The following is a 22839-nucleotide window of genomic DNA, read 5'->3' as shown; positions in this document are numbered from 1 at the left end:
GGCGTCAGAACTGGATGCCGCCCAGGAGGCTCGCGAGACTCTCACCGCCGGCCTTGATGCTCGGGGCGATCGCCGTGCTTGCCAGATAGAAGCCGAACAGGGCCGAGATCAGGGCGTGCGACGCCTTCAGCCCGTCCTTGCGGAAGAAGATGAAGACGACGATGCCCAGCAGAACGACGCCTGAGATGGAGAGGATCATGTGAGTGCTCCTGGTTTGGTGGGGACAGTCACCATGAGTACTTCCAGGCTCACAGGATGTATCCATACGATAAAAGGTGCAACTGGGTGAAATTCGGCAGATTTCCCCCTGTTGGCGGAGTGTCCTTGTGCGGATGAGCTTGGGTGATGCGTCCGGCTGTGTCTGCGATGATCTTTGCCTCGGGCGTACCGGGTCATGTGCCGCGCTAGCCAGTACGCTGGCGAATCACTCGTACGGCCGAGCACCGCTCGCCGGCCGTACCGCTGCTCCCCGCGGCAGCGAGCAGTTCCCCGCAGTCCCCGTGTACGTAGTGAGAGGCGGTCCGGCCGATGACTGATGCCCCCGACCCCGAGGTCGTGGAGCTGGCGACCAAGATCTTCGATCTGGCCCGGCAGGGGCAGACCGAGGCGCTCGTGGCGTACGTCGACGCCGGCGTTCCGGCCAACCTCACCAACGACCGCGGCGACTCCCTCGTGATGCTCGCCGCCTATCACGGCCACGCGGACGCGGTGCGCGCCCTGCTCGCCCGGGGCGCCGAGGCGAACCGCGTCAACGACCGAGGCCAGACGCCACTCGCCGGTGCCGTCTTCAAGGGCGAGACGGAAGTGATCAAGGCTCTTCTGGAGGGCGGCGCCGACCCGGCCGAGGGCACTCCCTCGGCCGTGGACACCGCCCGTATGTTCGCCAAGACGGAGCTGCTCGAACTGTTCGGCGCTCACTGAGCGGAACGCTCTGAGCAGCCAAGACACGGAAAACGGGGGAGGCGGTACAGGGCCGCCGAAATTTCGGTCGCGGCGGATGTAAGTGCCGAGTCATCATGACGTCGTGATTCACGGACGCGATGGCTGGGCAGGTGTTGCCGCACCGCGCGGACCGTGATCGGTCCGCATGGGCCACCGACGAGAGGCAGAGGAAGATGGTCTACAGCAAGCAGGAAACGGCGGGCGCCCCGACGTGTTGTCACGCGGCCAGGTGAAGCAAGAACCCCGGTTGCGTCGACGCTTGATGTGAGGCTGTTTCCCATGTTCGAACCGGTCATAGCGCCCAGCGGAACGCTGCTCGGCCTGCTCCAGCGGGGTCGCGGCGACGGCACGCTGCACGCGCTCACCGCCCCGCGGGCCGAGGCGCTCGCGGCTCTGAACCACTGTGTGCTGCGGGATCCCCGCCACGACTGGCAGGTGGAGAACCGCTCCCTGTACTACGCCCGTCTCTACCTCGACCTCAGCGGCGAGCTCGACGAGATCGAGGCGCACCTCTTCGACGTCGAGGACGTCCTCGACGGCGAGGAGTCACGCACGGGCCTGGCCCTCGCCGTCCTCGGCCACCTGGCGTCCTACGGCAGGCGGGACGCCCTGGAACTGCTGCGCAGGTACGCCGCCTCGGGCTCCAACTGGGCCTGGGCGCTGGACGAACTCGCGCTCAGGGACGACGACACCGGTCTGCGCGCCCTCGCCGCACCCGTGCTCGCGCGCTTCTCCGCCGACCCCGAGGGCGAGGCCGAGCTGGCCGTCGCCGTACGGGACGCCTTCGAGCCACGGCCGTGGCGGCTGTGGGCCGAGGATCCGCGCGAGTCCATCGCCACGCGTGTGCGTGCCGCTCGGGAGGCCGGCTGTTTCGACCGCTGGCAACGCCAGATGCGACCTACCGGGCCCCGTCCGGGGTGGAGCGTGCAGGCGGTCTTCGAGTGGGCCCAGCAGGGCATGGAGCGCGGTGCCGCACTCCATGTGCCCGCCGCGCGGTGCCTCATGGCAGTCGCCGGGCCCGAGGACCGGCCCGAGATCGTCGCCGCCGCCAAGGACGGCACCGACGGGGCCCGCTGCACCGCCCTGCGCTACCTCGCCGACAGCAACGACCCGGACGCCCTCGACCTGATCGAGGCGGCCGTCGTCACCGGTACATCCGCCGTGGTGGACGCCGCCGTCGACGCCTTCGAGCGGATGCGCAGCGTCGCCGCCGTCGACCGGGCGCGCGGCTGGGCCCGACGGCCCGATCCGCTCGGTGCCGCCGCCGGACGCATGCTCGCCTGCCGGGGCGGAGCCGAGGACAAGGACCTCGTCCTCGCCGCCCTGCGCGAGGCCGTACGCGGCGAAGGCCCCGACGCCCCGACGCTGTGGACCCTCGTCGACGGCACCGGACGGCTCGGCATCGCCTGCGCCGCCCCCGTCCTGCGCCACATCTACCGCGAGACCGCCTCGTCCCATCTGCGCGGCCGCACCGCCCGTGCCCTCGCCGCCACCGATCCCTCCTTCCCGTCCGGGTTCGCCGTCGAATGCCTGTGGGACTGCGAGGAGACCACCCGCGAGATCGCCGCCCGGCACGCCGAGACCGGGGACACGCGCGTCGTCGAGCGCCTGCGCCGACTCGCCGCCGACCCGGCCGAGGAGGCCGAGGTCCAGACCGCCGTACGCAGCCGGATCGGGCCGGACACGAGCACCGGCTGACATGTGCTCACCCTGTGAATCTCGCGGAGATCCGCCCGCCGGGTGAACGCGGGATGACCGGCGGGTCAGACACGCGTGGACGTGATCTGACCCGCTCGGGTGCGCAGCGGAACGCTCATGGGACGTTTGTCGTTCGGAAAGATCCACTTTGACGCGGCCACGTCCAGCACGGCGACAACACCGGTATGCGTGTCGTCATCGTGACCGAATCCTTTCCCCCCGATGTGAACGGCGTGGCCCACTGCGCGCTCCAGACCGCCCGACACCTCGTCGATCGCGGTCACGCGCCCCTCGTCGTCGCACCGGCTCCCGCTCCCGGGAACAAGGCAGCCGCCTCCATGGCGCCCTGCCCCGTCGTCCATGTCCCCTCCCTCCCGCTCCCCGGCTATCCCCAGGTCAGGGTCGCGCTCCCCAGCCGGCGCCTCGCCGCCGCGCTGATCCAGCACCGGCCCGACGTCGTGCACCTGGCCAGCCCCTTCGTCCTCGGCGTGCGCGGCATGGCCGCCGCCGCCCGGCTCGGCATCCCCGCCGTCGCCGTCTACCAGACCGACCTGGCCGGATACGCCCGCACCTACATGGGCGCCGGCGAGGCCGCCGCCTGGCGGCGCATACGGTCCGTCCACTCCGCCGCCGACCTCACCCTCGTCCCCTCCAGCGCCTCCATGAACGATCTGGAGGCCCACGGAGTGCCCCGGCTCAAGCTGTGGGCACGCGGCGTGGACACCGCCCGCTTCCGCCCCGAGCTCCGCGACGAGAAGCTGCGCCGCGAACTCGCCCCGAACGGCGAGGTCATCGTCGGCTACGTCGGGCGGCTCGCCCCGGAGAAGCACATCGAGCTGCTCTCCGGCGTGTGCGGCCTGGCCGGTGTCAAGGTCGTCATCGTCGGTGACGGGCCGAGCCAGCCCGCGCTCGCCGAGGCGCTGCCCGGCGCGGTCTTCCTGGGCCGCCGCGGCGGTGACGACCTCGCCCGGATCTTCGCCTCGTTCGACGTCTTCGCCCACACGGGCCCCTTCGAGACCTTCTGCCAGACCGTGCAGGAGGCCATGGCCAGCGGAGTGCCGGTCGTCGCGCCCGCCGCGGGCGGTCCGCTCGACCTGGTCGACCACGGCCGCACCGGCCTGCTGGTGCCGCCGCGGGACGCCGACGCCGTACGGGACGCCGTGCGGAGCCTCGTCGCCGACCCGGCGCTGCGGACCGCTTACGGCGCCGCCGGACACGCCACGGTCGACGGCCGCACCTGGGCCGCCATCGGCGACCAGCTGATCGGCCACTACGCCGATGTGCTCGCCGCGCGCCGGGCGGTGGTGGCGGCATGAGCGGCCTGCGGATCGTCCGGCTCGCGAACTTCGTCGCACCCGCCTCCGGGGGGCTGCGCACCGCCCTGCGCGAGCTGGGCAAGGGCTTCAAGCTGGCGGGCCACGACCCCGTCCTGATCGTGCCCGGTGACAAGTACAGCGACTGCGAGACCGAGCAGGGCCGCGTGATCACCCTGCCCGGCCCGATGCTGCCCGGCACCGGCGGCTACCGCGTGCTCATCGACAAGCGGCGGGTCGCGTCCCTCCTGGAGGGACTCGCCCCCGACCGCCTCGAGGTCTCCGACCGCACCACGCTGCGCTGGACCGGCAAGTGGGCCCGCCGCGCCCGGGTGCCCGCCGTGATGGTCTCCCACGAGACCGCCGACGGCGTGCTGCGGACCTGGGGCCTGTCGGAGAACATGTCCCGGCGGGCCGCCGACGCCCTCAACGTCCGTACCGCCCACACGTACTCGAGGGTCGTGTGCACCACCGAGTTCGCCGAGCGGGAGTTCGTGCGGATCGGCGCCCGCAACGTCGTACGGGCACCGCTGGGCGTCGACCTGATGAACCGGCGCCCCACCCTGCGCGACGCCGCGCTGCGCGCCACCCACGCGCGGGCGGACGAGACGCTGCTGGTGATGTGCTCCCGGCTCTCCGTGGAGAAGCGGCCCGGCACCGCCCTCGACGCCCTGGAGTCGCTGCGCCGGCGCGGAGTGCGCGCCGTGCTCGTGGTGGCGGGCAACGGCCCGCTGCGGGCGGGGCTGGAGAAGCGGGCGCAGGAGCGCGACCTGCCGGTCACCTTCCTCGGACACGTCGCAGACCGCAGTCTGCTCGGCGCGCTCCAGGCCTCCGCCGACGTGGCCATGGCCCCCGGGCCCGCCGAGACCTTCGGGCTCGCGGCGCTGGAGGCCATGGCCTGCGGCACGCCCGTCGTGGCGAGCGCGTCGTCCGCGCTGCCGGAGGTGATCGGTTCCGCCGGGGCCACCGCCGCGGACAACGGGGAGGCCTTCGCGGACGCCGTCGAGATGATCCTCGACCGTCCCGAGCGCGAGCGCCGGGAGGCGGCACGCGCGCGTGCGGAGTGCTTCGGCTGGGGCACGGCGGTGGACGCCTTCCTCACCGCGCACGACGCGGCCCTGCCGGCGCGTCCCTTCGTGCGTGCGGAGGGCGCGGCATGAGACCGCTCCGTTACGTCGCCCTCGGGGACTCGCTGACCGAGGGGGTGGGCGATCCCGTGGGGAACGGGTGGCGCGGCTGGGCCGCGCTGCTCGCCGGCGGGCTGGCCGAACCGTCCGCCGAGTTCACCAACCTCGCGGTCAGCGGGGCCCAGACGCGGGACGTGCTGGAGACCCAGCTGCCGGCGGCGCTGGAGCTGCGGCCGGACGTCGCGTCCGTCCTGGTGGGCGTCAACGACACCCTGCGCAGCACCTTCGACATCGAGAAGATCGCCGAGCGCCTCGACAGGGTCTACGAGTCCTTCACCCGTCAGGGCACGGCCGTGCTCACCGCCTGCCTGCCCGACCCGGGCACGATGCTGGGTCTGCCGGGGGTGCTGGGCAATCCACTGGCCCGCAGGCAGCGAGCCGTCAACACGGTCGTCCACACGCTGTCCGAGCGGTACGGGGCGGTGCATCTGCACGCCGTCGACGACCCCTGGATCATGGACCGCGCGATGTGGAGCTCGGACCGGCTGCACCCCGGGGAGCGGGGGCACCGGCAGATCGCCCTGCGCTTCCACGCGATGCTGAGGCACCGGGGCATCGGGACGGAGGCGGCGCCCGCGGCCGAGCCCGAGTTCCCGCCGCCCACCAAGTCGGCGAGCCTGCTGTGGCTGGCGACCGCGGGTACCGCCTGGGTGATCCGGCGCTGCAACGACCTGCTGCCGCAGCTGGTGCGCCTCGCCGCCGTCGAGATGCGGCACCGTGCGAGGGGCACGAGCGACCGGCTCGATGTGCGGGCGGCGCTCTCGGTGTCACGGGCCCTGGCGGGGTTGTCGGTGCCGGGGCCCGTCGGGTTGGCCGAGGAGCGGTTGATGGCGGAGCCGATGGGGTTGGCCGAGGAGCGGTTGGTGACGGAGCCGATGGGGTTGGCCGAGCAGCGGTTGGTGACGGAGCCGATGGGGTTGGCCGAGCAGCGGTTGATGGCGGAGCCGATGGGGTCGGCCGAGCGGCGGCTGGTGACGGAGTCCATGGGGCTGCCCGAGCACCCGCCCCTGCCGGAGGGGCTGTCCGTGTCCGACCCTCGGCTGGTCCCCGAGCACCGGCCCGTGCCCGACGGGCTGACCGTGCCCGTGCCCGGACAGCGGTCGGTCCCGGAGCCGCAGCCCGAACCGGAGGCGGCATAGCGGGGTGCGGGGCAGGGCGAGGCGGACCCCGGTCGTCAGCGGCGGCGTACGGACACGAACCGGACCGGTGTGCCCGGTACGGCCTGTGCGGCGGCCGGGAGGTCGGCCGTGCGGACGACGGCGATCACCGGGTAGCCGCCGGTCGTCGGGTGGTCGGCCAGGAACACGACCGGCCTGCCGTCGGGCGGGACCTGGACCGCACCCAGGACCACGCCCTCGCTGGGGAGTTCACGCGTGAGCGCCCGTTCCAGGGCGGGCCCCTCGGTGCGCAGTCCGATGCGGTTGCTCGCGGCGGAGACGCGGTACACGCGGGAGGCGAAGGCGCGCACTGCCGCCGCCGTGAACCAGTCCTCGCGCGGGCCCGGCGTCACGCGCAGCACCAGCTCGGTCGGGGGCGCCGGCTGCGGAGCGACGTCCACGCGTGCGTGCGGCCGTGTCGGTGAGCCCAGCGGCAGTACCGCGCCGTCCGTGAGCGGCGGTGGGCCGAGACCGGACAGCAGGTCGGTGGAGCGGCTGCCGAGGACCGGCTCGACGGCGACACCGCCGGAGACGCCCACATAGCCGCGTACGCCCGAAAGGGCCGCGCCGACGTCCAGGAGCGCACCCGCGGGCACATGCACCGGGGCGCCCCAGGCGACCGGGCGTCCGTCCACCGTTACCCGGCAGGGCGCGCCGGCGACCGCCACGGTGACTGCCGAACGGGGCCGCAGCGTGCAGCCGTTGAGCGTGGTCTCCAGGACCGCCGCCTCGGGCGGGTTGCCGACCAGCCGGTTGACCAGCGCCGCCGCGGGGGCGTCCAGCGCACCGGAGCGCGGCACGCCGAGATGGGCGTGCCCGGGACGGCCGAGGTCCTGCACGGTGGTGAGCGCCCCGGCGCGTACGACGGACAGCGCGTGGTCGCTCATGAGCTCCCCACGGGAACGAAGCGCACGCGCGTGCCCGGCGACAGCAGCGCCGCAGGCACCCGCGTGTGGTCCCACAGCACGGTGTCGGTGCTGCCGATCAGCTGCCAGCCGCCCGGCGACGAGCGCGGGTACACGCCCGTGTACGGACCCGCGAGCGCCACCGCACCGGCGGGCACGGCGGTGCGCGGAGTGGCCCGGCGCGGCACGTCGTAGCGCGACGGCAGACCGGTGAGATAGCCGAAGCCTGGTGCGAAACCGCAGAAGGCGACGCTGAATTCGGTGTCCGCGTGGATCCGCGCGACCTCCTCGCGGGACACGCCCCAGTGCGCGGCCACGTCGGCGAGGTCCGGGCCGTCGTAGCGCACCGGCAGTTCGACGGTCTCACGCGCGGGTGGGGGAGCGGGCGGCACCTCGGAGGTGGTCAGTTCGGTGGCGAGGCGGGCCGGGTCGGTGAGACCGTCGAGCAGGACCGTCCGGGCCGCGGGGACGATCTCGCGGACCGAGAGCGCGCCCTCGGCGCGGCGCCGCAGCAGCTCCGTGTGCAGCGCCCGGGCCTCCTCGCCCGAGGACACCTCGACGAGCAGTGCGTCGTCACCGACGGGCAGCACCCTCATGCGAAGGCCTCCACCCGGATCCCCGACTCCTCCAGCCGCGCCCGCACCCGGCGGGCCAGCTCGACGGCGCCGGGGGTGTCCCCGTGCAGGCACAGGGAACGCGCGCGTACCTCCACCGGAGCCCCGGAGCGGGCGGTGACCGTGCCCGAACGGGCCAGGCCCACCGAGCGCTCCACGACGGCCTCGGGGTCGGTGACCACGGCACCGTCCTGGCCGCGCGGCACGAGAGTGCCCCGCTCGGTGTACGCGCGGTCCGCGAACGCCTCCGTGACGGCCGGGAGCCCGGCCTTGGCGGCCAGCTCCAGCACCCGGGAGCCGGGCAGGCCGAGCACGGGCAGCGTGGCGTCCGCCAGGAGCACGCCGTCGACGACCGCGCCGGCCTGCTCCTCGTCGTGCACGACGCGGTTGTAGAGCGCGCCGTGCGGCTTGACGTACGACACGCGCGTGCCCGCCGCTCGCGCGAAGACCTCCAGGGCGCCGATCTGGTAGGCCACTTCGGCCGTCAGCTCGGCGGGCGGCACGTCCATCGCGCGCCGCCCGAACCCCGCCAGGTCCCGGTAGGAGACCTGGGCGCCGATCCGCACCCCGCGCTCGGCCGCCTGCTCGCACACCCGCCGCATGGTGGCCGCGTCCCCGGCGTGGAAGCCGCAGGCCACGTTGGCGCTGGTGACGACGGACAGCAGCCGTTCGTCGTCGGTGAGCTGCCAGCGGCCGAAGCCCTCGCCGAGGTCGGCGTTGAGATCGATCGAGGTCATGAGTTCCGTCGTTTCCTCAGTCCGGTGTTCAGACGACGATGCGGTACTGCTCGTCGCGGGCATCGGTCAGGAACATCTGGCCCGGTGCGTGGGTGATGGCGAACGGCGGGCGCGAGGCCATCACGGCGGCCTGCGGGGTCACTCCGCAGGCCCAGAACATCGGGATGTCGTCCGGCTCCGGGACCACCGGGTCGCCGAAGTCGGGCCGGTCGAGGTCCGTGATGCCGAGCGCCGACGGGTCGCCGCAGTGCACGGGGCCGCCGTGCACCGCGGGCAGGAGACCCGTCTCGCGCAGGGCCGCCGCCACGTGCTGCGGCGGCACCGGGCGCATGGACACCACCATCGGGCCGTGCAGCCGTCCCGCCGGCCGGCACTGCCGACTGGTGACGTACATCGGGACGTTGCGGCCCTGTTCGACATGGCGGATCGGGACGCCCGCCCCGGCCAGCGCCGACTCGAAGGTGAAGCTGCACCCGATCAGGAACGACACCAGGTCGCCCCGCCAGTGCGCCCGTACGTCCGTCGGCTCGTCCACCAACTCGCCGTCCCGCCACACCCGGTAGCGCGGCAGATCGGTGCGCAGGTCGGCGCCCTGCGCGAGGACGGTGGTCCAGGAACCGGCGTCGGTGACGTCGAGCACCGGGCAGGGCTTGGGGTTGCGCTGGCAGAACAGCAGCATGTCGTACGCCCAGTCGGCGGGCACCGAGATCAGATTGACCTGCGTGTGCCCCGCCGCGACCCCGGCCGTGGGGCCCGCGAGCCCGTCCCGGAAGCGTGCGCGGGCGGTCGCGGGGCTCCACGCGCGTGCGTGCTCGTCGACCGCGGTGACGGGCTGGTCCGCCGTCGCGACGGTGAGCGGACGGTCCTCCGTGCGGTTCACGCCAGCTCCTTCCCACGCGTCTCCGGCAGTCCGAGCAGAGCCAGCGCCGCGATGCCGTAGCCGATCGCGCCGAAGACCAGCGCACCGCCCACACCCCAGCTGTCGGCGAGGAAGCCGACCGTGGTGGGGAAGACGGCGCCCACCGCGCGGCCGGTGTTGTACGTGAAGCCCTGTCCCGTGCCGCGCACCGCCGTCGGGTACAGCTCGCTCAGGTACGAGCCGAAGCCGCTGAAGATCGCCGACATGCAGAACCCGAGCGGGAAACCGAGTATCAGGAGCAGGGTGTTGGCGCCGCTCGGGATGTTCGCGTACGCCAGGATGCAGACCGCCGACAGCAACGCGAACAGCCAGATGTTGCGCCGGCGGCCCAGCCGGTCGGTGAGGTAACCGCCGGTCAGATAGCCGAGGAAGGCGCCCGAGATCAGGAACGTCAGATAGCCGCCGGTGCCGACGACCGACAGCTCGCGCTCGGTCTTCAGATAGGTCGGCACCCAGGTCGCCAGGGTGTAGTAGCCGCCCTGCACACCGGTCGAGAGCAGCCCCGCGAAGATCGTCGTACGCAGCAGTCCGGGCTTGAAGATCGCCGTGAAGTTGCCCTTGTCGGTGCTCCGTTCACGCACGGCCACGGCCTCGGGGGCGTCGTGCACCCGGCGCCGCATCCAGATGACGAGCAGCGCGGGCAGGGCGCCGGTCCAGAACATCACGCGCCAGGCCAGGTCGTCGTCGGCGAAGGTGAAGACGACGGTGTACATGATCGCGGCCAGCGCCCAGCCGACGGCCCATGAGCTCTGGATCGCGCCGAGGGTGCGGCCGCGGTGCTTGGCGCTCGCGTATTCGGCGACCAGGATCGCGCCGACCGCCCACTCGCCGCCGAAGCCGAGGCCCTGGAGGGCCCGGAAGACCAGCAGGGTCTCGTAGTTGGGCGCGAAACCGCAGGCGACGGTGAAGACCGCGTAGGTGATCACGGTGATCATCAGCGCCTTGACCCGGCCGATCCGGTCGGCCAGTACGCCGGCGAGGGCGCCGCCGATCGCGGAGACGACGAGCGTGACCGTGGTGAAGAGGCCGGTCTGGCCGCTGTCCAGGCCGAAGTACGCCGCCAGCGCCACCATGCTCAGCGGCAGCGTGAAGTAGTCGTAGGAATCCAGGGCATACCCGCCGAATGCGCCCGCGAAGGCGCGGCGGCCGCGCGGCCCGAGAGCGCGCAGCCAGCCGAACGCGCCGTCGTCGTCGGCGCGTTCGTCAGCGGTGGGGTGGGTCAGGGCCTGCGGTGGAGGGGTCGTGCTCATGGGCACCTCGCAGAGAGGGGACGGAGGGTGCATGGGGGGTGAGCCGTGCCGGTGCGAAGTACCGTAGAGGATTGTTCAACGATCCCTCAATACCCATGTTGGTTCGTTCTTGTGGTCTGCGATTGAATTCCGGCATGGACGAGCACCTGACCTCACTGTCCGAGGACCGCGCGCTCCTCGGCCGTACGAGCACCGCGGAGCGGGTCTCCGACATCCTCAGGAGTCGTATCGCCGAAGGGTTCTTCCCACCCGGCACCCGGCTGTCGGAGGACAGCATCGGCGGCGCGCTCGGCGTCTCCCGCAACACCCTGCGCGAGGCGTTCCGGCTGCTCACCCATGAACGGCTGCTCGTGCACGAGCTGAACCGCGGGGTCTTCGTCCGGGTCCTGACAGTCGAGGACGTCGAGGACATCTACCGCACCCGCGGCCTTGTCGAGTGCGCCGTCGTGCGTGGTCTCGGTGAGCCGCCGTACGGCCTGGACCCGCTCGCCGGAGCGGTCGAGGAGGGACTCGGGGCGGCTCGTGAAGGTGACTGGAAAGGTGTGGGTACGGCCAATATCCACTTCCACCGCGAACTGGTCGCCCTCGCCGGCAGCGCCCGCACCGACGAGCTGATGCGCAGCGTCTTCGCCGAGCTCCGGCTCGCCTTCCACGTGGTGGACGACCCCAAGCGCCTGCACGAGCCCTACCTCGCACGCAACCGGCAGATCCTCCAGGCCCTGGAAGCGGGCGACAAGGGCGGGGCGGAGAAGCTGCTCGCGGTCTATCTGGAGGACTCGTTGGAGCGGGTCGTAGAGGTCTACCGACGCCGGGTGTCGAGCGCCCCGTAAGAGGCACGGGGAACCGCGCGAGCGACCACGGGCGCCCCGCACACGAAAACGAACCGATTCTCGGCTCAACCGGCGGAGTGCTGTCGTTTGGTTCGTTGTCAGACCGAGGACCTAGTCTGTGCACCGTGACTTCGCCTGCATCGACGGACCGTGTTCCGCCCCAGCTCAGCGCGGGGCCGCGCCCTGCTCCGGGCCCGGCCGCCGACGAGGGGCTGGCGCGGCGGCTGCGCGCGCTCGCCTGCACCGCGCCGCTGCACGACCTCGACACGCGCAAGGCCAACCTCGCCGGCGAGTACTCGGTGTACGGCATGGCCGAGGTGGCACTCGCCGCCATCGACCTGGTCACCCTCAACATGGACTTCGACACCGGCGCCGACCACGACCAGATAGTCGCCCGCCTCATCCCCCGCATCGCCGCCCAGGCCCCGCGCCGCCCCGTCGCCGAGCACGAGCGGGTGGCCCGCTGGGTCCTGGAGAACCTGATCAACGTCGGCAGCGTGGACCGCGGCTTCCGGGCCGTGTACGGCACGTTCGCGCCGGACGGCAGCTATGTCCGCCGTGACTACGACTTCAAGCTGATCGAGGAGGTCCCGGGGCCGGGCGGCACCGTGTACCTCCGGACGACCGACGAGGCGGTCAACGTCCTGGTCGGCGCCCTCGACACCGACGTCACCAGCGCGCAGATCGCCGCCGAGGTCAAGCTCGAGGTGCTGATCAACCGCGGTCGCCTCGCCGACGCCCAGCTCGCCGCCGAGCAGGCCCGCTACCGCACCGTGCAGTACTCCGAGACGCTCCGCCGCGCCCTGGACGCGACCCGGCGCAACGTCCGGGCGGTCGACTGGCTGAACTCCGTCCCCGACATGATCGCCGAGGCCCTCGACCACGTCGCCGACCGGTACCGCCACGAGAACGCGATCCTCACCAACATCCGCAAGGCACGCGACGAGACCGAGGACGCGGAGCACAAGCGCCGCGCGGCCGAGCTCGTCGACATCGTCAAGGACTGCATCCGACGGCACACCCAGCTGCAGTCCCGCCTGCTGGAGGCCGGCCCCCTCTTCCGCGCCGAACAGGACCGGCAGGCCTTCGCGACGCCCATGACCACATCGGGGATCGACCTCTATGGCCACCTGGTCTCACCGGTGCTCCCGCTGCCGCTGGAGCAGGCGGTCCGGGTCACGGACGCCTACTTCGCGCGCGGGACGGGGCTGCGTACGCCGGTGTCGGTCCGGGTGGCCGATCTCGTCGACATACTGCTGACGCCGCCCGTGGAGCGGGAGCATCTGGGCGCCGAGATGCCCGAGCCCGACCTCATCGCGACGCCGGACGACAGCCGGTTCAGCGAGGAGCAGCTCGCCGCCGCCATGGAGCTGCTGGACCTGCCGTCCGACGCGCCGCGCCGGCTGTCGGGGCTGCTGGCGCAGGCTCGTCGCCAGGACCCCGACCTGCCCTATCTCGTCGCTCTGCTGGCGGTTCACGCCGCCAGTCCGCCGGTCGGCACGGCCTATCGGCAGGGTGAGGAGAAGCTGCTGTTCGCCGTGGACGACGGGACCGAGCTGGACGACCCCGAGTTCGGCGGCGCCGACCTCATCGTCGGCACGGCCCTGCTGGACGCCGTGGGGATGGCGGCCGGCAGAACGGAAGCAGCATGAGCCGCTTCGAGCACCGCACGAACGACCAGCACCACCACACCGAGGAGCCGAAACCGTGACCGAGCACGTCGATCGGAGTGAACCGGAGGCCGCCGCCCCGTCGGCGACCGCCGCCGTCACCCCCGCCGACGCCGCCGACGCGGCGCGGCTCGTCGCCTTCGGGCTCCAGCCCAAGCTGCAGCCCGCGCGCGACCAGGAGTACACCGATCTGCTGCGCCGGTACCGCGAGGACCCGCCGTTCGCGCGGCTCGCGGACGCCGTGGCCGCGGGGCTCGGGCTGGTCGTGCTGGAGGTGTCCCCGCGCGCGGGGATGGCGGTGACCGCCGCGGAGGACTCCGTGTTCGCCGTCCGCATGGGCGACTACGCGCGTCGTACGTCCGCCGACGGCAGCGACCGTTTCCTGCACGGGCTGGCCCATCTCGCCGTGGCCGCCATGGCGTTCCCGCGGCCCGAGGACCTCGCCGACGACGGCTACATCGGACGCGTCACCGTCAACGGCGTCGACGCCTTCGTCCGGCAGGCATGCCGTCGCCTTGAGGAGCGGGCCGACGAGCAGGGGGAGAACACCGACCCCGCCACGGACGCGCCCGGCCTGGAGGCCGCCTGGCGGATCTGGGTGAGACGCAGCGCGACGGGCGCCACCAAGGACGCGCGTCGGCTCGCCGGCTCCACCACCGGCATCGTCGGCAAGGCCGCGGCCTTCCTCACCGACTCCGGGTTCCTCCAGCGGACCGGCGACGAGAACGGCGGCACCTATCGGACCACCGCTCGTTACCAGCTCCAGGTGCGGGACATGGCCGGCAGCGCCGCCATGGCCGAGCTGCTGGAGCTGGGCGTGGTCCCGGTCACCGACGGCACCGCGACCCTGCTGCCCGCGGAGGAGACGGACGACCTGGAGCTGGTGGCCGACGCCGGGCTGCCGTTCCACTCGGCCGGAGCCTCCTGAGGCCCACCGAAGCTGCTGGGCTTCCCCGAACTTCCCCGATCTGCCGAAGACTTACGAGAGTCCGCCATGTACGAGCTGTCCCGGGTCCGTCTCTACTCCATCGGACCGGCCGGTGCACGCTACGCCGACACCGTGCTTGACCTGCGCGGCGTGGGCGAGCCGGTGCCCGACCCCGCGCCCACGCAGGCGGAGTTCTTCGAGGAGGAGCCCGTCGGCCCGCCGCGCCGGCCCGCCCCGGCAGGCGTGCTCTTCCTGGAGAACGGCGGCGGCAAGTCGGTCCTGCTCAAGCTGATCTTCTCCGTGATGCTGCCGGGCCACCGAAACACCCTGGGCGGCGCCAGCTCCGGCGTTCTGCGGAAGTTCCTGCTCGCCGACGACTGCGGGCACGTCGCCCTGGAATGGCAGCACACGCTCACCGGCGAGTGCGTCGTGGTCGGCAAGGTGAGCGAGTGGCGCGGACGCCAGGTCTCCAACGACCCGCGGAAGTTCGCCGAGGCCTGGTACTCCTTCCGGCCCGGCCCCGGGCTGTCCCTGGACAACCTGCCCGTCGCCGAGTCCACCGCCGTACGGGCACCCGTCGAGGGCCAGTCCGGCGCGCAGGGCCGCCGCCGCACCATGAAGGGCTTCCGGGACGCGATCACGGAGGCGGGCAAGGCGTATCCGCATCTGGAGGTGCACTGGGAGGAGATCCACGACCGCTGGATCGAGCACCTCGGCGACCTCGGCCTCGACCCCGAACTCTTCCGCTACCAGCGCGAGATGAACGCCGACGAGGGTGAGGCGGCCGGCCTCTTCGCGGTCAAGAAGGACTCCGACTTCACCGACCTGCTGCTGCGGGCAGTGACCGACACGCGCGACACCGACGGCCTCGCCGACCTGGTCGGCGGCTTCGGCAACAAGCTGGGCCGGCGTGCCGAGCTGATCGCCGAGCGGGACTTCACCGCCGGGTCCGTCGATCTGCTAGGGCGGATCGTCGAGGCCGCCGAGACACGCTCACGCGCGCGTGACATCCACGCCGGCGCCGAGCGGCGCACCCGGACCCTGGCCCGGCGGCTGTCCGCGCGGGGCGTCCAGGAGCGGGTGCGGGCCGCCGACCTCGCCCAGCGGGTCACCGCCGCCGCGTACGCCGTCACCCATGCCGAGGCGGCCCGTGAGCGCAGCGCGCTGATCGCCGCCGAACTCGCCTACCGGCACGCCTCATTGGCGCTCGCCGCGGCCGAGAAGTCCGCGGCCGCCCAGAAGCGCGAGCTCGCCGACGCCCGCACCCTGCACTCCGCCTGGCAGGCCGCCGAGGCCGTCCTGCGGCACCGGGCCGCCTCCGACCGTGTCGCACGCGTTGCCGCCGCGATCCAGGAGGCCGAGCGGGACGCGGCCCCCGCGCTGGCCGCCCGCGCCAAGGCCGCCGTCGATCTCGTACGGGCCCTGCACGCCGCGGCGGAGAGCGCCGAGGCCCTCGCCAACGAGGGCGAGGAGCGCTCCGCCGCCCTCCAGGAGGTCGGCGAGTCCGCCTACGCGGACTCCACCGCCGCCGCCACCGACGCGCAGCGCGCCCGCAGCGAGGTCGGGCATCTCCGGCAGCGCCTGACCGAGGTCGAGCAGGAGACCGCCGAGGCCGTCCGCGCTGGCTGGCTCGACGACAGCGCGCCCGACGCCGACCCGGCCCGCGCCGCCCTCGCGGCGAGCGACGCCGAGAAGAGCGCCGTCGCCGCCTGGGACACGGCCCGCGAGGCCTCCCGGCGTGCTTCGGAGCACGCGCGCGAAGCGGCCTCGACCGAGTCCCGCGCGGAACTGACGGCGGCCCGCGCGGCGGACGCCGCGACGGCGGCGGACCGTGCCTACGACGCCGAGCGACGGCTCGCCGAGGGGCTTGCGGCCGAGGAACGGCTGGCCGAGTTGCTCAGCCTGACCGGTGAGTCGGGTGTGAAGCGCGGTCCGGTGCCCGCACCTCGCAACGGTGACGACGGCAACGACACCCCGGCCGCTGTCAGCGCCCTCACCCCCGAGGAGCTGGACCGGTTCGCCGGCGAACTGCGTGAGCTGCTCGACGACGCCGTCTCCGCCGCCGAGCGTCAGCTCTTCGAACTGCGTACGGCAGCCGCGGACGACGCCCGGATCCTGGGCGCGCTGGGCGACGGCGGGCTGCTGCCGCCCGGTCCCGACGTGCTGGCGACCGTGGAGTTCCTCGGCGAGCAGGGCATCCCGGCGCTGCCCGGCTGGCGCTACCTCGCCCAGGCCGTCGACCCCACCGACCACGCACGCGTGCTGGCCGCCCGGCCCGAGCTGGTCGACGGCGTGATCATCACCGACCCGGCCACGCACGCGCGCGCCCGCGAGGTGCTGGGCGATGCGGCCCTGCTGCCCCGGTCCGCGGTCGCGGTGGGCACGGCCGCCGCCCTGCTCGCCCCGACTCCGGCCGGCGACGCCTCGGACGGCGACGTCTTCCTCGTACCTCCGAACCCGGCCATGCACGACGAGTTCGCCGCCGACGAGGAGCGCCAGGCGCTGCGCGCGCGGGTGACCGAGCGGGACGAGGAGATCCGCGGCCTCGCCGCACGGCTCGGCAAGGACCGTGAGCTCGCGGCCCGGCTCGCCTCGTGGCGGACCGGCTGCCCCGACGGACGGCTGGTGGAGCTGGCGCAGACGGCCGGGGAGGCGCGCGCGTTCGCCGACGAGTCCGAGGCCGAGCTCGCCGAGGCACGGACGGTGCGGGCCGAGGCCGACGAAGCCGCCGCCGAGGCGGCCCAGGTCCGCGACGAGCGGCAGGAGACCGCGCAGAAGGCCCGGCGCTCCGCCGACGCCCTGGCGGGGCTGGCGTTCCGGCTGCGCGAGCGGGCCGGCTGGCAGGTCAAGGTGCGCGAACTCGCCGACGAGGCAGTCGAGTCCGAGGCCCGCGCCCAGACCTGCCTGGAGCGTGCCCGCGCCGCCGACGAGGACCGCCGCGCCGCCCAGCGCGCGGCCGACGACGCGCGCCGCACCGCGCGAGCCCTGCGCGCCGAGCGCTCGGAGATCGCGGGCGCCCCCGACGACGTACCCGACACGGACACGGACACCGACGCGCCGAAGACGTCCCTGCCCGCGCTGCGCGAGGCGTACCGGGCCGCGTCCCAGGTGTACGAGAAGGTCGGCGTCGGCGCCGACCTGCGCGCTGAGCAGGCCCGCGCGGAGAGCGACGAGAGCGCGGCGCGCGCGGAGCTGGACCGGCTGAGCAACAAGGTCCGCACCCGTGCCGAGCAACTCCTGCAGTCGCCGGACGGCTCCGACGGACCCTCCAGGCAGGCCGCCTCCGCGCGCGCCGAGGAGCTGGTCCAGCTCCTGGAGACCCGCATGTCCAGCGCCAGCGAACAGCTCGGCCGGCTGCGCGGCGAGGCCGAGCGGCACGCCCCCGAGGACGGTGAGGCGCACACCGAGCTGTCCGAGGAACTCCAGCCGCGCGCCGCCGACCACGCACAGGCCCTGCTGCGCACCGCGACGACCGAACTCGCCTCCCGCACCGAAGCATTGACGCAGGCCCGTGAGGCGCACGCCGAGCTCCTCGAAGCCCACCGCGGCGCCGAGGACGCGGCCGGTGGCTTCGACGAGATCGCCGCGATGCTGCGCGACCTCTTGCGCGAGCACACCTCCGAGGAGGAGCAGGACGAGCCGGAGGCCTACCCCGGCAGCCCCGAGGAGGCCCGGCACTCCGCCGCCGAGGCCCGCCGGTCGCTGCGCGGCTGCGCCGCCGACCTGTCCGCCGCCGAGGCCGCCGTGCGCGAGGCGAGCGACGTGCTCGTACGACACGCCAACTCCACCCGCTACGAGCAGGTCCGCACCCCCGCCCGTCAGCAGATCCGCGAACTGCCCGCCGCCGCGCTGCCCGAGCACGCGCAGAAGTGGGCGGACGCCTTCGCGCCCCGACTCCGGGTGCTCACCGACGAGTTGGCGCAGCTGGAGCGCAACCGCGACTCGATCGTCGACCGACTGCGCGGCCTGGTCGAGTCGGCGCTGGCCACCCTGCGGTCCGCCCAGCGTCTGTCCCGGCTGCCCGAAGGGCTCGGCGAGTGGTCCGGACAGGAGTTCCTGCGCATCCGCTTCGAGGAGCCGGACCAGGCCACCCTCACCGAACGGCTGGGCGAGGTCGTCGACGAGGCGACCCGCGCGGCCGTGAAGAAGAACTCCGACCTGCGACGCGACGGAATGTCGCTGCTTCTGAGGGGAGTTGCCGCGGCGCTCCAGCCCAAGGGCATCGCCGTCGAGATCCTCAAGCCGGACGCCGTACTGCGCGCCGAGCGCGTGCCCGTCGGACAGATGGGCGACGTGTTCTCGGGCGGTCAGCTGCTCACGGCCGCCATCGCCCTGTACTGCACGATGGCCGCGCTCCGCAGCAACGACCGGGGCCGGGACAAGCACCGGCACGCGGGCACGCTCTTCCTCGACAACCCCATCGGGCGCGCCAACGCGACCTACCTGCTGGAGCTTCAGCGCGCGGTGTCCGACGCGCTCGGCGTCCAGCTCCTCTACACCACCGGCCTGTTCGACACGACCGCGCTCGCCGAGTTCCCGCTGGTCATCCGCCTGCGCAACGACGCCGACCTGCGGGCGGGCCTGAAGTACATCAGTGTCGAGGAGCACCTCCGCCCGGGGCTTCCCCAGCAGCCCCAGGCGGGGGAGGCGGTGCACAGCGAGATCACGGCGACCCGGATGTTCAAGCGCCCGGCGGCACCCGCGACACCGTGACGTGAGCGGACGGTGAACTGAGCGGCGGGGCCGCTCAGTCCGCCGCCGACGTGACGACGGGACCGTCGCCGGGTGCGGCCTGCTTCGCCGTGCCCTCCAGGCTGTGCTCGGCGAGGACGCCCGTCCGGTGGCGCTGGACGAACCAGTAGTAGGCGAAGCCGCCGCCCGCGATGACGGCGACGAACAGCACCGCTCCCCAGCGCAGATACCAGTGGTACGGAGCCGCCGCGTTGTAGACCGCGGCGCGCGGCCAGATCAGGTTCGACGTCATGCCCGCGCCCCACACCACGGCGACGATGTTGACCAGCAGCCCCCAACGCCCCAGCGAGAACTTCCCGTCCCCCGCCGGCTGCCACCTGCCCCGCAGCCGCGCCACCAGCATCGGCGTCGTGACACCGAGGTAGGCGAGGTAGATCATGATGATGCCGATGCTGGTGACGACGGTGAAGATCTGCGGCTGGCGGATGTTCACCACCAGGATCGACAGCGCCAGGATTCCGATGATCACGGTCGGCAGCACCGGCGTCTGGAACCGCGGGCTGACCTTCGCCAGGCGCGAGGACGCCGGCAGGTTGTTGTCGCGGGCCATCGCGAACGCCAGCCGGATCGCCGCCGTATGGACCGCGAGCGCGCACACCGTGACCGCGATCAGCACGCACCACAGCATCGCCTTGCCGGCCGTGGGACCGAGCACGTCGAGCACGACGTACTGAAGCCCGTCCGTCGACAGCTTCTCGCCCTTCAGGCTGGAGACGCTCATCAGCGCCAGCAGCAGGATCAGACCGCCCAGGACGAACGAGGCAACGATGGCGCGGATGATGGCTCGTGGCGCGTTGCGGGACGGGTCCAGGCACTCCTCGCCGAGGGAGGACGCCGTGTCGAAGCCGTACATCACATACGCCGACGCCAGCGAGGCGACCAGGAACGCCCCCAGATATCCCGTGCCGTAGTCCGCCCCGGTCCCGTTCGTCTCCAGAACGACCTGGGGGCCACGCGTGATGTGTACGGCGAACAGCACGATCAGTACGACGGTGGCTATCAACTCGATGAATACACCCGCCGTGTTGATCCTCGCCATCAGCTTCACGCCGAAGGCGTTCACCAGCGTGGTGAACAGGATCAGCACCGCGGCCAGGACGACCGCGTTGGTGGCCACGTCGTACTTGCCGGTGCCGTCCCCGACGATCTGGAACGCCGAGGAGATCTGGGGGAGCGTCAACTGGTAGGCCAGCGCTACGGCGGAGATCGACACGATGGACGCGACCAGCATCATCCAGCCGGCGAGCCAGCCCAGATGCGGGTTGCCTATCTTCTTCGACCAGTTGTAGACCGAGCCCGCCACCGGATAGCGGGCGGCCAGCTCCGCGAAGCACAGGGCGACCATGAACTGGCCGATGAACACCATCGGCCATGACCACCAGTAGGCGGGACCGCCGCTGCCGTATCCGAAGTAGAACAGCTGGAATGTGCCGGTCAGGATCGAGATGTAGCTGATCCCGGCGGCGAAGGTGTGGAAGTTGCCGAGGGTGCGCTTGAGTTCGGGTCTGTAGCCGAACTCGGCGAGCTCGGTGTCGTCATGACCGTGGGAACCGGCTGGTTGCTCCGTTGTCGACATGAGCGGACTCCTCATGGGCCGAAGTGGGGGAGGGAGCGGCTCGGGCGGCTGCGTGGATCAAGGACAGTGTCAGTGCGGCAGGACAGTGTCAATGAGACGAGCCGGGTCGAACAGGCCGATGGGATGCTCGGTGGCACCCGTCAGTGCGAGGTCGGCGAGGATCTCCCCGACGACGGGCACGAACTTGAATCCGTGCCCGGAGAACCCACAGGCCACCGTCACCGACTCCGGGTGCGCCGGGTGCCGTGCGATCACGAAGTGCTCGTCGGCCGTGTTGGAGAACATGCAGGTCACGCCCTTGAGGAGGGTGCCCGGCAAGTCCGGGACGCAGCCGGACAGATGGTCCGCCATGGCCCGGATCTCGTCCTCGTGGACGGTCCGGTCGATCGTCTCCGGCGTCGTGACCTCCCCCTTGTGGAAGAAGGCGACCTTGGCTCCGGCGTCCGATCCGTCGATGGCCGGGAAGCCATATACATGAACTCCGGCCGAGTTCTCCCAGATGTAGACGGGGTGGTTCTCGGGGAGGAACGGATCCGTGCCCCGCTTCGGCTGGAACCAGTACATGACCTGCCGCTCGATGGAGAACGGCACCCGCAGATCGGCCAGCAGCTGCGGTGCCCACGCGCCCGGACAGATCACCAACTGCTCCGCCGTGTAGGTGTTCTCGGCCGTGTGCACCCGCACGCCGTCCCGGTACGGTTCCCAGCGCGTCATCGGCTCGTCGAAGTGCAGGTCGGCACCCTGCCGGGTGGCCAACTGGAGATGCGCGGCAACCGTGTTCTCCGGCCGCAGGAAACCGGCCCTCCTCTCGTACAGCGCCACCTCGTCGTCCTTCGGCGCGAGCGTCGGGAAGCGGCGGCGGATCTCCTTCGCGTCGAGCATCTCGTGCGGCAGATCCCACTCCCGCGCCGAACCCAGCGAGCCGGCGACGGTGCGTGAATCGGGCTGGCCGAGCATCACACCACCGCAGAGGGTGGCGATGTCCCTTCCCGTGGCCCGCTCCAGGTCGTCGTACAACTCGTAGGCGCGCAGCAGGAGCGGGACGTACGCCGAGTCCTCGAAGTACGACTGCCGGGTGATCCGTGAGCCGCCGTGGCTGGAGCCGCGGTCGTGCACGGGGCCGAACTTCTCCAGCCCCAGCACCCGGGCGCCGCGCGCGGACAAATGGTGGGCGGCCGAGCTACCCATGCCGCCGAGGCCGATGACGATCACGTCGTAGGTGGGGGACACGGGAGGCTCCTGTCGGCGGATGCGGATCGTCTCCGGACCGACCTGGAGCCGAGAAGTGCCACTTCGGCGAGTGCCTCTCCCGCACCTTCGACGACGGTGACCGGGGCCTTGCGGCCATCAGCAACCGTACGACGTGCCCCAACAGATGGGAGAGGGCACCGGCCGTCCCAGCGCGGACCGGCTCTGCGACCGCGGTCCGATCCGACCGTACTCAGGAGTGCGACAACCGCCCGGTCCTGCCCCGCCGGCCTATTCGCTCCTGCGCGCGCTCGGCCTCCCGCGCCAGCTGCCGGGCTCGGCGCCGCTCGCGTCGCAGGGAGCGCGCCGTGCTGCTCGGTGCCGAAACCACGCCGTTGCGCTGGTTCCAGACCTGGCGGGTCACCCAGACGTCGAGGGCGCCCCAGGTGGCCACCACGGTGCTGACGACACTGCTGATCACCATCGGGAACGCCAGCCACGACCCCGCCAGCGTGCACAGGAAGGCGACCATCGCCTGTATCAGCGTCAACGCGATGATCAGTACGGCCCGCACCGCCGACCTGCGCACCGGATCCGGCATTCGGCGCCGCGGCGCGGGCTCCTCCACCCACAACGGCCGGTACCCCGACCAGCCCCCGGGCGTCCGGTCGCCGTCGGCCGCCACGTCAGCGTCGTCCCCGTCCGCCGTCAACACGCGTGTGCCCTCCGGAATCTCACGGCTCACCGTCTCCGTGCGCCCGCTCGCCGGAATGTCGCGATCCAGCGCTTCGGGGCCACGCCGCGCCCTCTCATGCGTCGTGATGCCGTCCTCAAGCGCCTCACGCCGCTCCGCCGTGCCCATCACCGTGTCACTCCCCACCGCCAGCAGACCCCTTGCCCGGGTCCGGAGACCCGGCTCCCCAGTGGCTGCCCGGCTTGCGCTGTTTTACGCCGCCCAGGGGCAGGATGCGGCTCCTGTGGCCCATTCCGCCCCCATTTCCCGTACAGAAGGACGAACGGCGCGGCCCGAAGATTCCCGGGAATGATAAAAATCCGGCCAACTGGCCAGAGAAACCGGCTGGTTCCCTCCCTCGGGGTGCCACGGGATGGCGGTAGGCAATCTCCCGTAATGAACGGACAACTCCACATGTCTCGTCGCCGGTACGGAAGTTC

18 protein-coding genes and 1 pseudogene are annotated in these 22839 nt (G+C 72.4%); 9 read left to right on the top strand and 10 right to left on the bottom strand.

From position 1 onward, the window contains the following. Positions 1-4: 4 nt before the first annotated feature. Positions 5-199 (bottom strand): hypothetical protein, encoded by a 195-nt coding sequence (locus tag PGH47_RS07175; RefSeq protein WP_004002760.1) that lies wholly within the window; start codon positions 197-199, stop codon positions 5-7. Between the two features lie 329 nt (positions 200-528). Here PGH47_RS07175 and PGH47_RS07170 point away from each other — a divergent pair, with 329 nt between their 5' ends. Both PGH47_RS07170 and PGH47_RS07165 read left to right on the top strand, forming a co-directional pair. Next, a complete protein-coding gene (locus tag PGH47_RS07170) occupies positions 529-921 on the top strand; it encodes an ankyrin repeat domain-containing protein (RefSeq protein ID WP_126904002.1) in 393 nt (130 codons plus the stop codon). Between the two features lie 300 nt (positions 922-1221). Further along, positions 1222-2640, top strand: coding sequence for a HEAT repeat domain-containing protein (locus PGH47_RS07165; RefSeq protein ID WP_271662739.1), 1419 nt, complete (start codon positions 1222-1224; stop codon positions 2638-2640). Between the two features lie 65 nt (positions 2641-2705). Here the strand turns inward: PGH47_RS07165 and PGH47_RS07160 are convergent, their stop codons facing one another. Next, on the bottom strand, positions 2706-2924 hold the full coding sequence (locus PGH47_RS07160) for a hypothetical protein (RefSeq protein WP_271668298.1): 219 nt from the start codon (positions 2922-2924) through the stop codon (positions 2706-2708). Here PGH47_RS07160 and PGH47_RS07155 point away from each other — a divergent pair. The 3 genes and pseudogenes from PGH47_RS07155 to PGH47_RS07145 form a co-directional block, all read left to right on the top strand. Then, positions 2826-3956 carry a glycosyltransferase family 4 protein gene (locus PGH47_RS07155; protein WP_271662738.1) on the top strand — a complete coding sequence of 377 codons (1131 nt, stop codon included), beginning with the start codon at positions 2826-2828 and terminating at the stop codon, positions 3954-3956. The genes PGH47_RS07160 and PGH47_RS07155 overlap by 99 nt on opposite strands. After that, positions 3953-5113, top strand: a complete 1161-nt coding sequence (locus tag PGH47_RS07150; RefSeq protein ID WP_271662737.1) for a glycosyltransferase — start codon at positions 3953-3955, stop codon at positions 5111-5113. Before PGH47_RS07155 ends, PGH47_RS07150 begins: the two co-directional genes overlap by 4 nt. Beyond that, a pseudogene (locus tag PGH47_RS07145) lies at positions 5110-5934 on the top strand (SGNH/GDSL hydrolase family protein); the annotation flags it as partial. The gene PGH47_RS07150 and the pseudogene PGH47_RS07145, both read left to right, overlap by 4 nt. A gap of 380 nt (positions 5935-6314) precedes the next feature. Here the strand turns inward: PGH47_RS07145 and PGH47_RS07140 are convergent. The 5 genes from PGH47_RS07140 to PGH47_RS07120 are packed head-to-tail and all read right to left on the bottom strand — an operon-like array spanning position 6315 to position 10722. Beyond that, positions 6315-7184, bottom strand: coding sequence for a biotin-dependent carboxyltransferase family protein (locus PGH47_RS07140; RefSeq protein WP_271662736.1), 870 nt, complete (start codon positions 7182-7184; stop codon positions 6315-6317). After that, positions 7181-7798 carry a 5-oxoprolinase subunit PxpB gene (pxpB, locus tag PGH47_RS07135; protein ID WP_271662735.1) on the bottom strand — a complete coding sequence of 206 codons (618 nt, stop codon included), beginning with the start codon at positions 7796-7798 and terminating at the stop codon, positions 7181-7183. The genes PGH47_RS07140 and pxpB overlap by 4 nt, the downstream gene beginning before the upstream one ends. Then, positions 7795-8553 carry a LamB/YcsF family protein gene (locus PGH47_RS07130; RefSeq protein WP_271662734.1) on the bottom strand — a complete coding sequence of 253 codons (759 nt, stop codon included), beginning with the start codon at positions 8551-8553 and terminating at the stop codon, positions 7795-7797. Before PGH47_RS07130 ends, pxpB begins: the two co-directional genes overlap by 4 nt. 28 nt (positions 8554-8581) lie before the next feature. Beyond that, entirely contained in the window at positions 8582-9433 is an 852-nt protein-coding gene (locus PGH47_RS07125; protein ID WP_271662733.1) for a putative hydro-lyase, read from the bottom strand. Continuing rightward, positions 9430-10722, bottom strand: coding sequence for an MFS transporter (locus PGH47_RS07120; protein WP_107909441.1), 1293 nt, complete (start codon positions 10720-10722; stop codon positions 9430-9432). Before PGH47_RS07120 ends, PGH47_RS07125 begins: the two co-directional genes overlap by 4 nt. A 134-nt stretch (positions 10723-10856) precedes the next feature. On the opposite strand from PGH47_RS07120, the gene PGH47_RS07115 reads away from it, so the two are divergent. From PGH47_RS07115 to PGH47_RS07100, 4 genes are all read left to right on the top strand, one after another. Then, a complete protein-coding gene (locus PGH47_RS07115; protein WP_093745291.1) occupies positions 10857-11552 on the top strand; it encodes a GntR family transcriptional regulator in 696 nt (231 codons plus the stop codon). A 125-nt stretch (positions 11553-11677) separates the two neighbouring features. Beyond that, the gene (locus PGH47_RS07110; protein WP_093745290.1) at positions 11678-13204 is read left to right on the top strand and encodes a hypothetical protein; all 1527 of its coding nucleotides are present in this window, start codon (positions 11678-11680) and stop codon (positions 13202-13204) included. 55 nt (positions 13205-13259) lie between these two features. After that, positions 13260-14150 (top strand): hypothetical protein, encoded by an 891-nt coding sequence (locus tag PGH47_RS07105; RefSeq protein ID WP_271662732.1) that lies wholly within the window; start codon positions 13260-13262, stop codon positions 14148-14150. Positions 14151-14216: 66 nt separating this feature from the next. After that, positions 14217-18863: a hypothetical protein gene (locus tag PGH47_RS07100; protein WP_271662731.1), complete on the top strand. Its 4647-nt coding sequence runs from the start codon at positions 14217-14219 to the stop codon at positions 18861-18863. Positions 18864-18897: 34 nt separating this feature from the next. Here the strand turns inward: PGH47_RS07100 and PGH47_RS07095 are convergent, their stop codons facing one another. From PGH47_RS07095 to PGH47_RS07085, 3 genes are all read right to left on the bottom strand, one after another. After that, a complete protein-coding gene (locus tag PGH47_RS07095; protein WP_271662730.1) occupies positions 18898-20478 on the bottom strand; it encodes an APC family permease in 1581 nt (526 codons plus the stop codon). A 69-nt stretch (positions 20479-20547) separates the two neighbouring features. Then, complete coding sequence (gene solA / locus PGH47_RS07090; RefSeq protein WP_271662729.1) at positions 20548-21708, bottom strand: N-methyl-L-tryptophan oxidase; 1161 nt, start codon at positions 21706-21708, stop codon at positions 20548-20550. A 211-nt stretch (positions 21709-21919) separates the two neighbouring features. Continuing rightward, on the bottom strand, positions 21920-22546 hold the full coding sequence (locus PGH47_RS07085; RefSeq protein ID WP_333937990.1) for a hypothetical protein: 627 nt from the start codon (positions 22544-22546) through the stop codon (positions 21920-21922). Positions 22547-22839: the final 293 nt, after the last annotated feature.

Source organism: Streptomyces sp. HUAS 31 (assembly GCF_028198125.1).
In the GTDB taxonomy this organism is placed as follows: Bacteria; Actinomycetota; Actinomycetes; order Streptomycetales; family Streptomycetaceae; genus Streptomyces; species Streptomyces chartreusis.
Note: the sequence above shows the minus strand (reverse complement) of the source record. Positions and strands in the feature narration are given on the sequence as shown.

Coding starts and splice junctions, on each gene's coding strand:
- PGH47_RS07150 (WP_271662737.1), top strand. CDS start 3,953: ATGAGCGGCCTGCGGATCGTCCGGCTCGCGAACTTCGTCGCACCCGCC.
- PGH47_RS07130 (WP_271662734.1), bottom strand. CDS start 8,553: ATGACCTCGATCGATCTCAACGCCGACCTCGGCGAGGGCTTCGGCCGC.
- PGH47_RS07095 (WP_271662730.1), bottom strand. CDS start 20,478: ATGTCGACAACGGAGCAACCAGCCGGTTCCCACGGTCATGACGACACC.
- pxpB (WP_271662735.1), bottom strand. CDS start 7,798: ATGAGGGTGCTGCCCGTCGGTGACGACGCACTGCTCGTCGAGGTGTCC.
- PGH47_RS07100 (WP_271662731.1), top strand. CDS start 14,217: ATGTACGAGCTGTCCCGGGTCCGTCTCTACTCCATCGGACCGGCCGGT.
- PGH47_RS07155 (WP_271662738.1), top strand. CDS start 2,826: ATGCGTGTCGTCATCGTGACCGAATCCTTTCCCCCCGATGTGAACGGC.
- PGH47_RS07175 (WP_004002760.1), bottom strand. CDS start 199: ATGATCCTCTCCATCTCAGGCGTCGTTCTGCTGGGCATCGTCGTCTTC.
- PGH47_RS07140 (WP_271662736.1), bottom strand. CDS start 7,184: ATGAGCGACCACGCGCTGTCCGTCGTACGCGCCGGGGCGCTCACCACC.
- PGH47_RS07115 (WP_093745291.1), top strand. CDS start 10,857: ATGGACGAGCACCTGACCTCACTGTCCGAGGACCGCGCGCTCCTCGGC.
- PGH47_RS07165 (WP_271662739.1), top strand. CDS start 1,222: ATGTTCGAACCGGTCATAGCGCCCAGCGGAACGCTGCTCGGCCTGCTC.
- PGH47_RS07170 (WP_126904002.1), top strand. CDS start 529: ATGACTGATGCCCCCGACCCCGAGGTCGTGGAGCTGGCGACCAAGATC.
- PGH47_RS07120 (WP_107909441.1), bottom strand. CDS start 10,722: ATGAGCACGACCCCTCCACCGCAGGCCCTGACCCACCCCACCGCTGAC.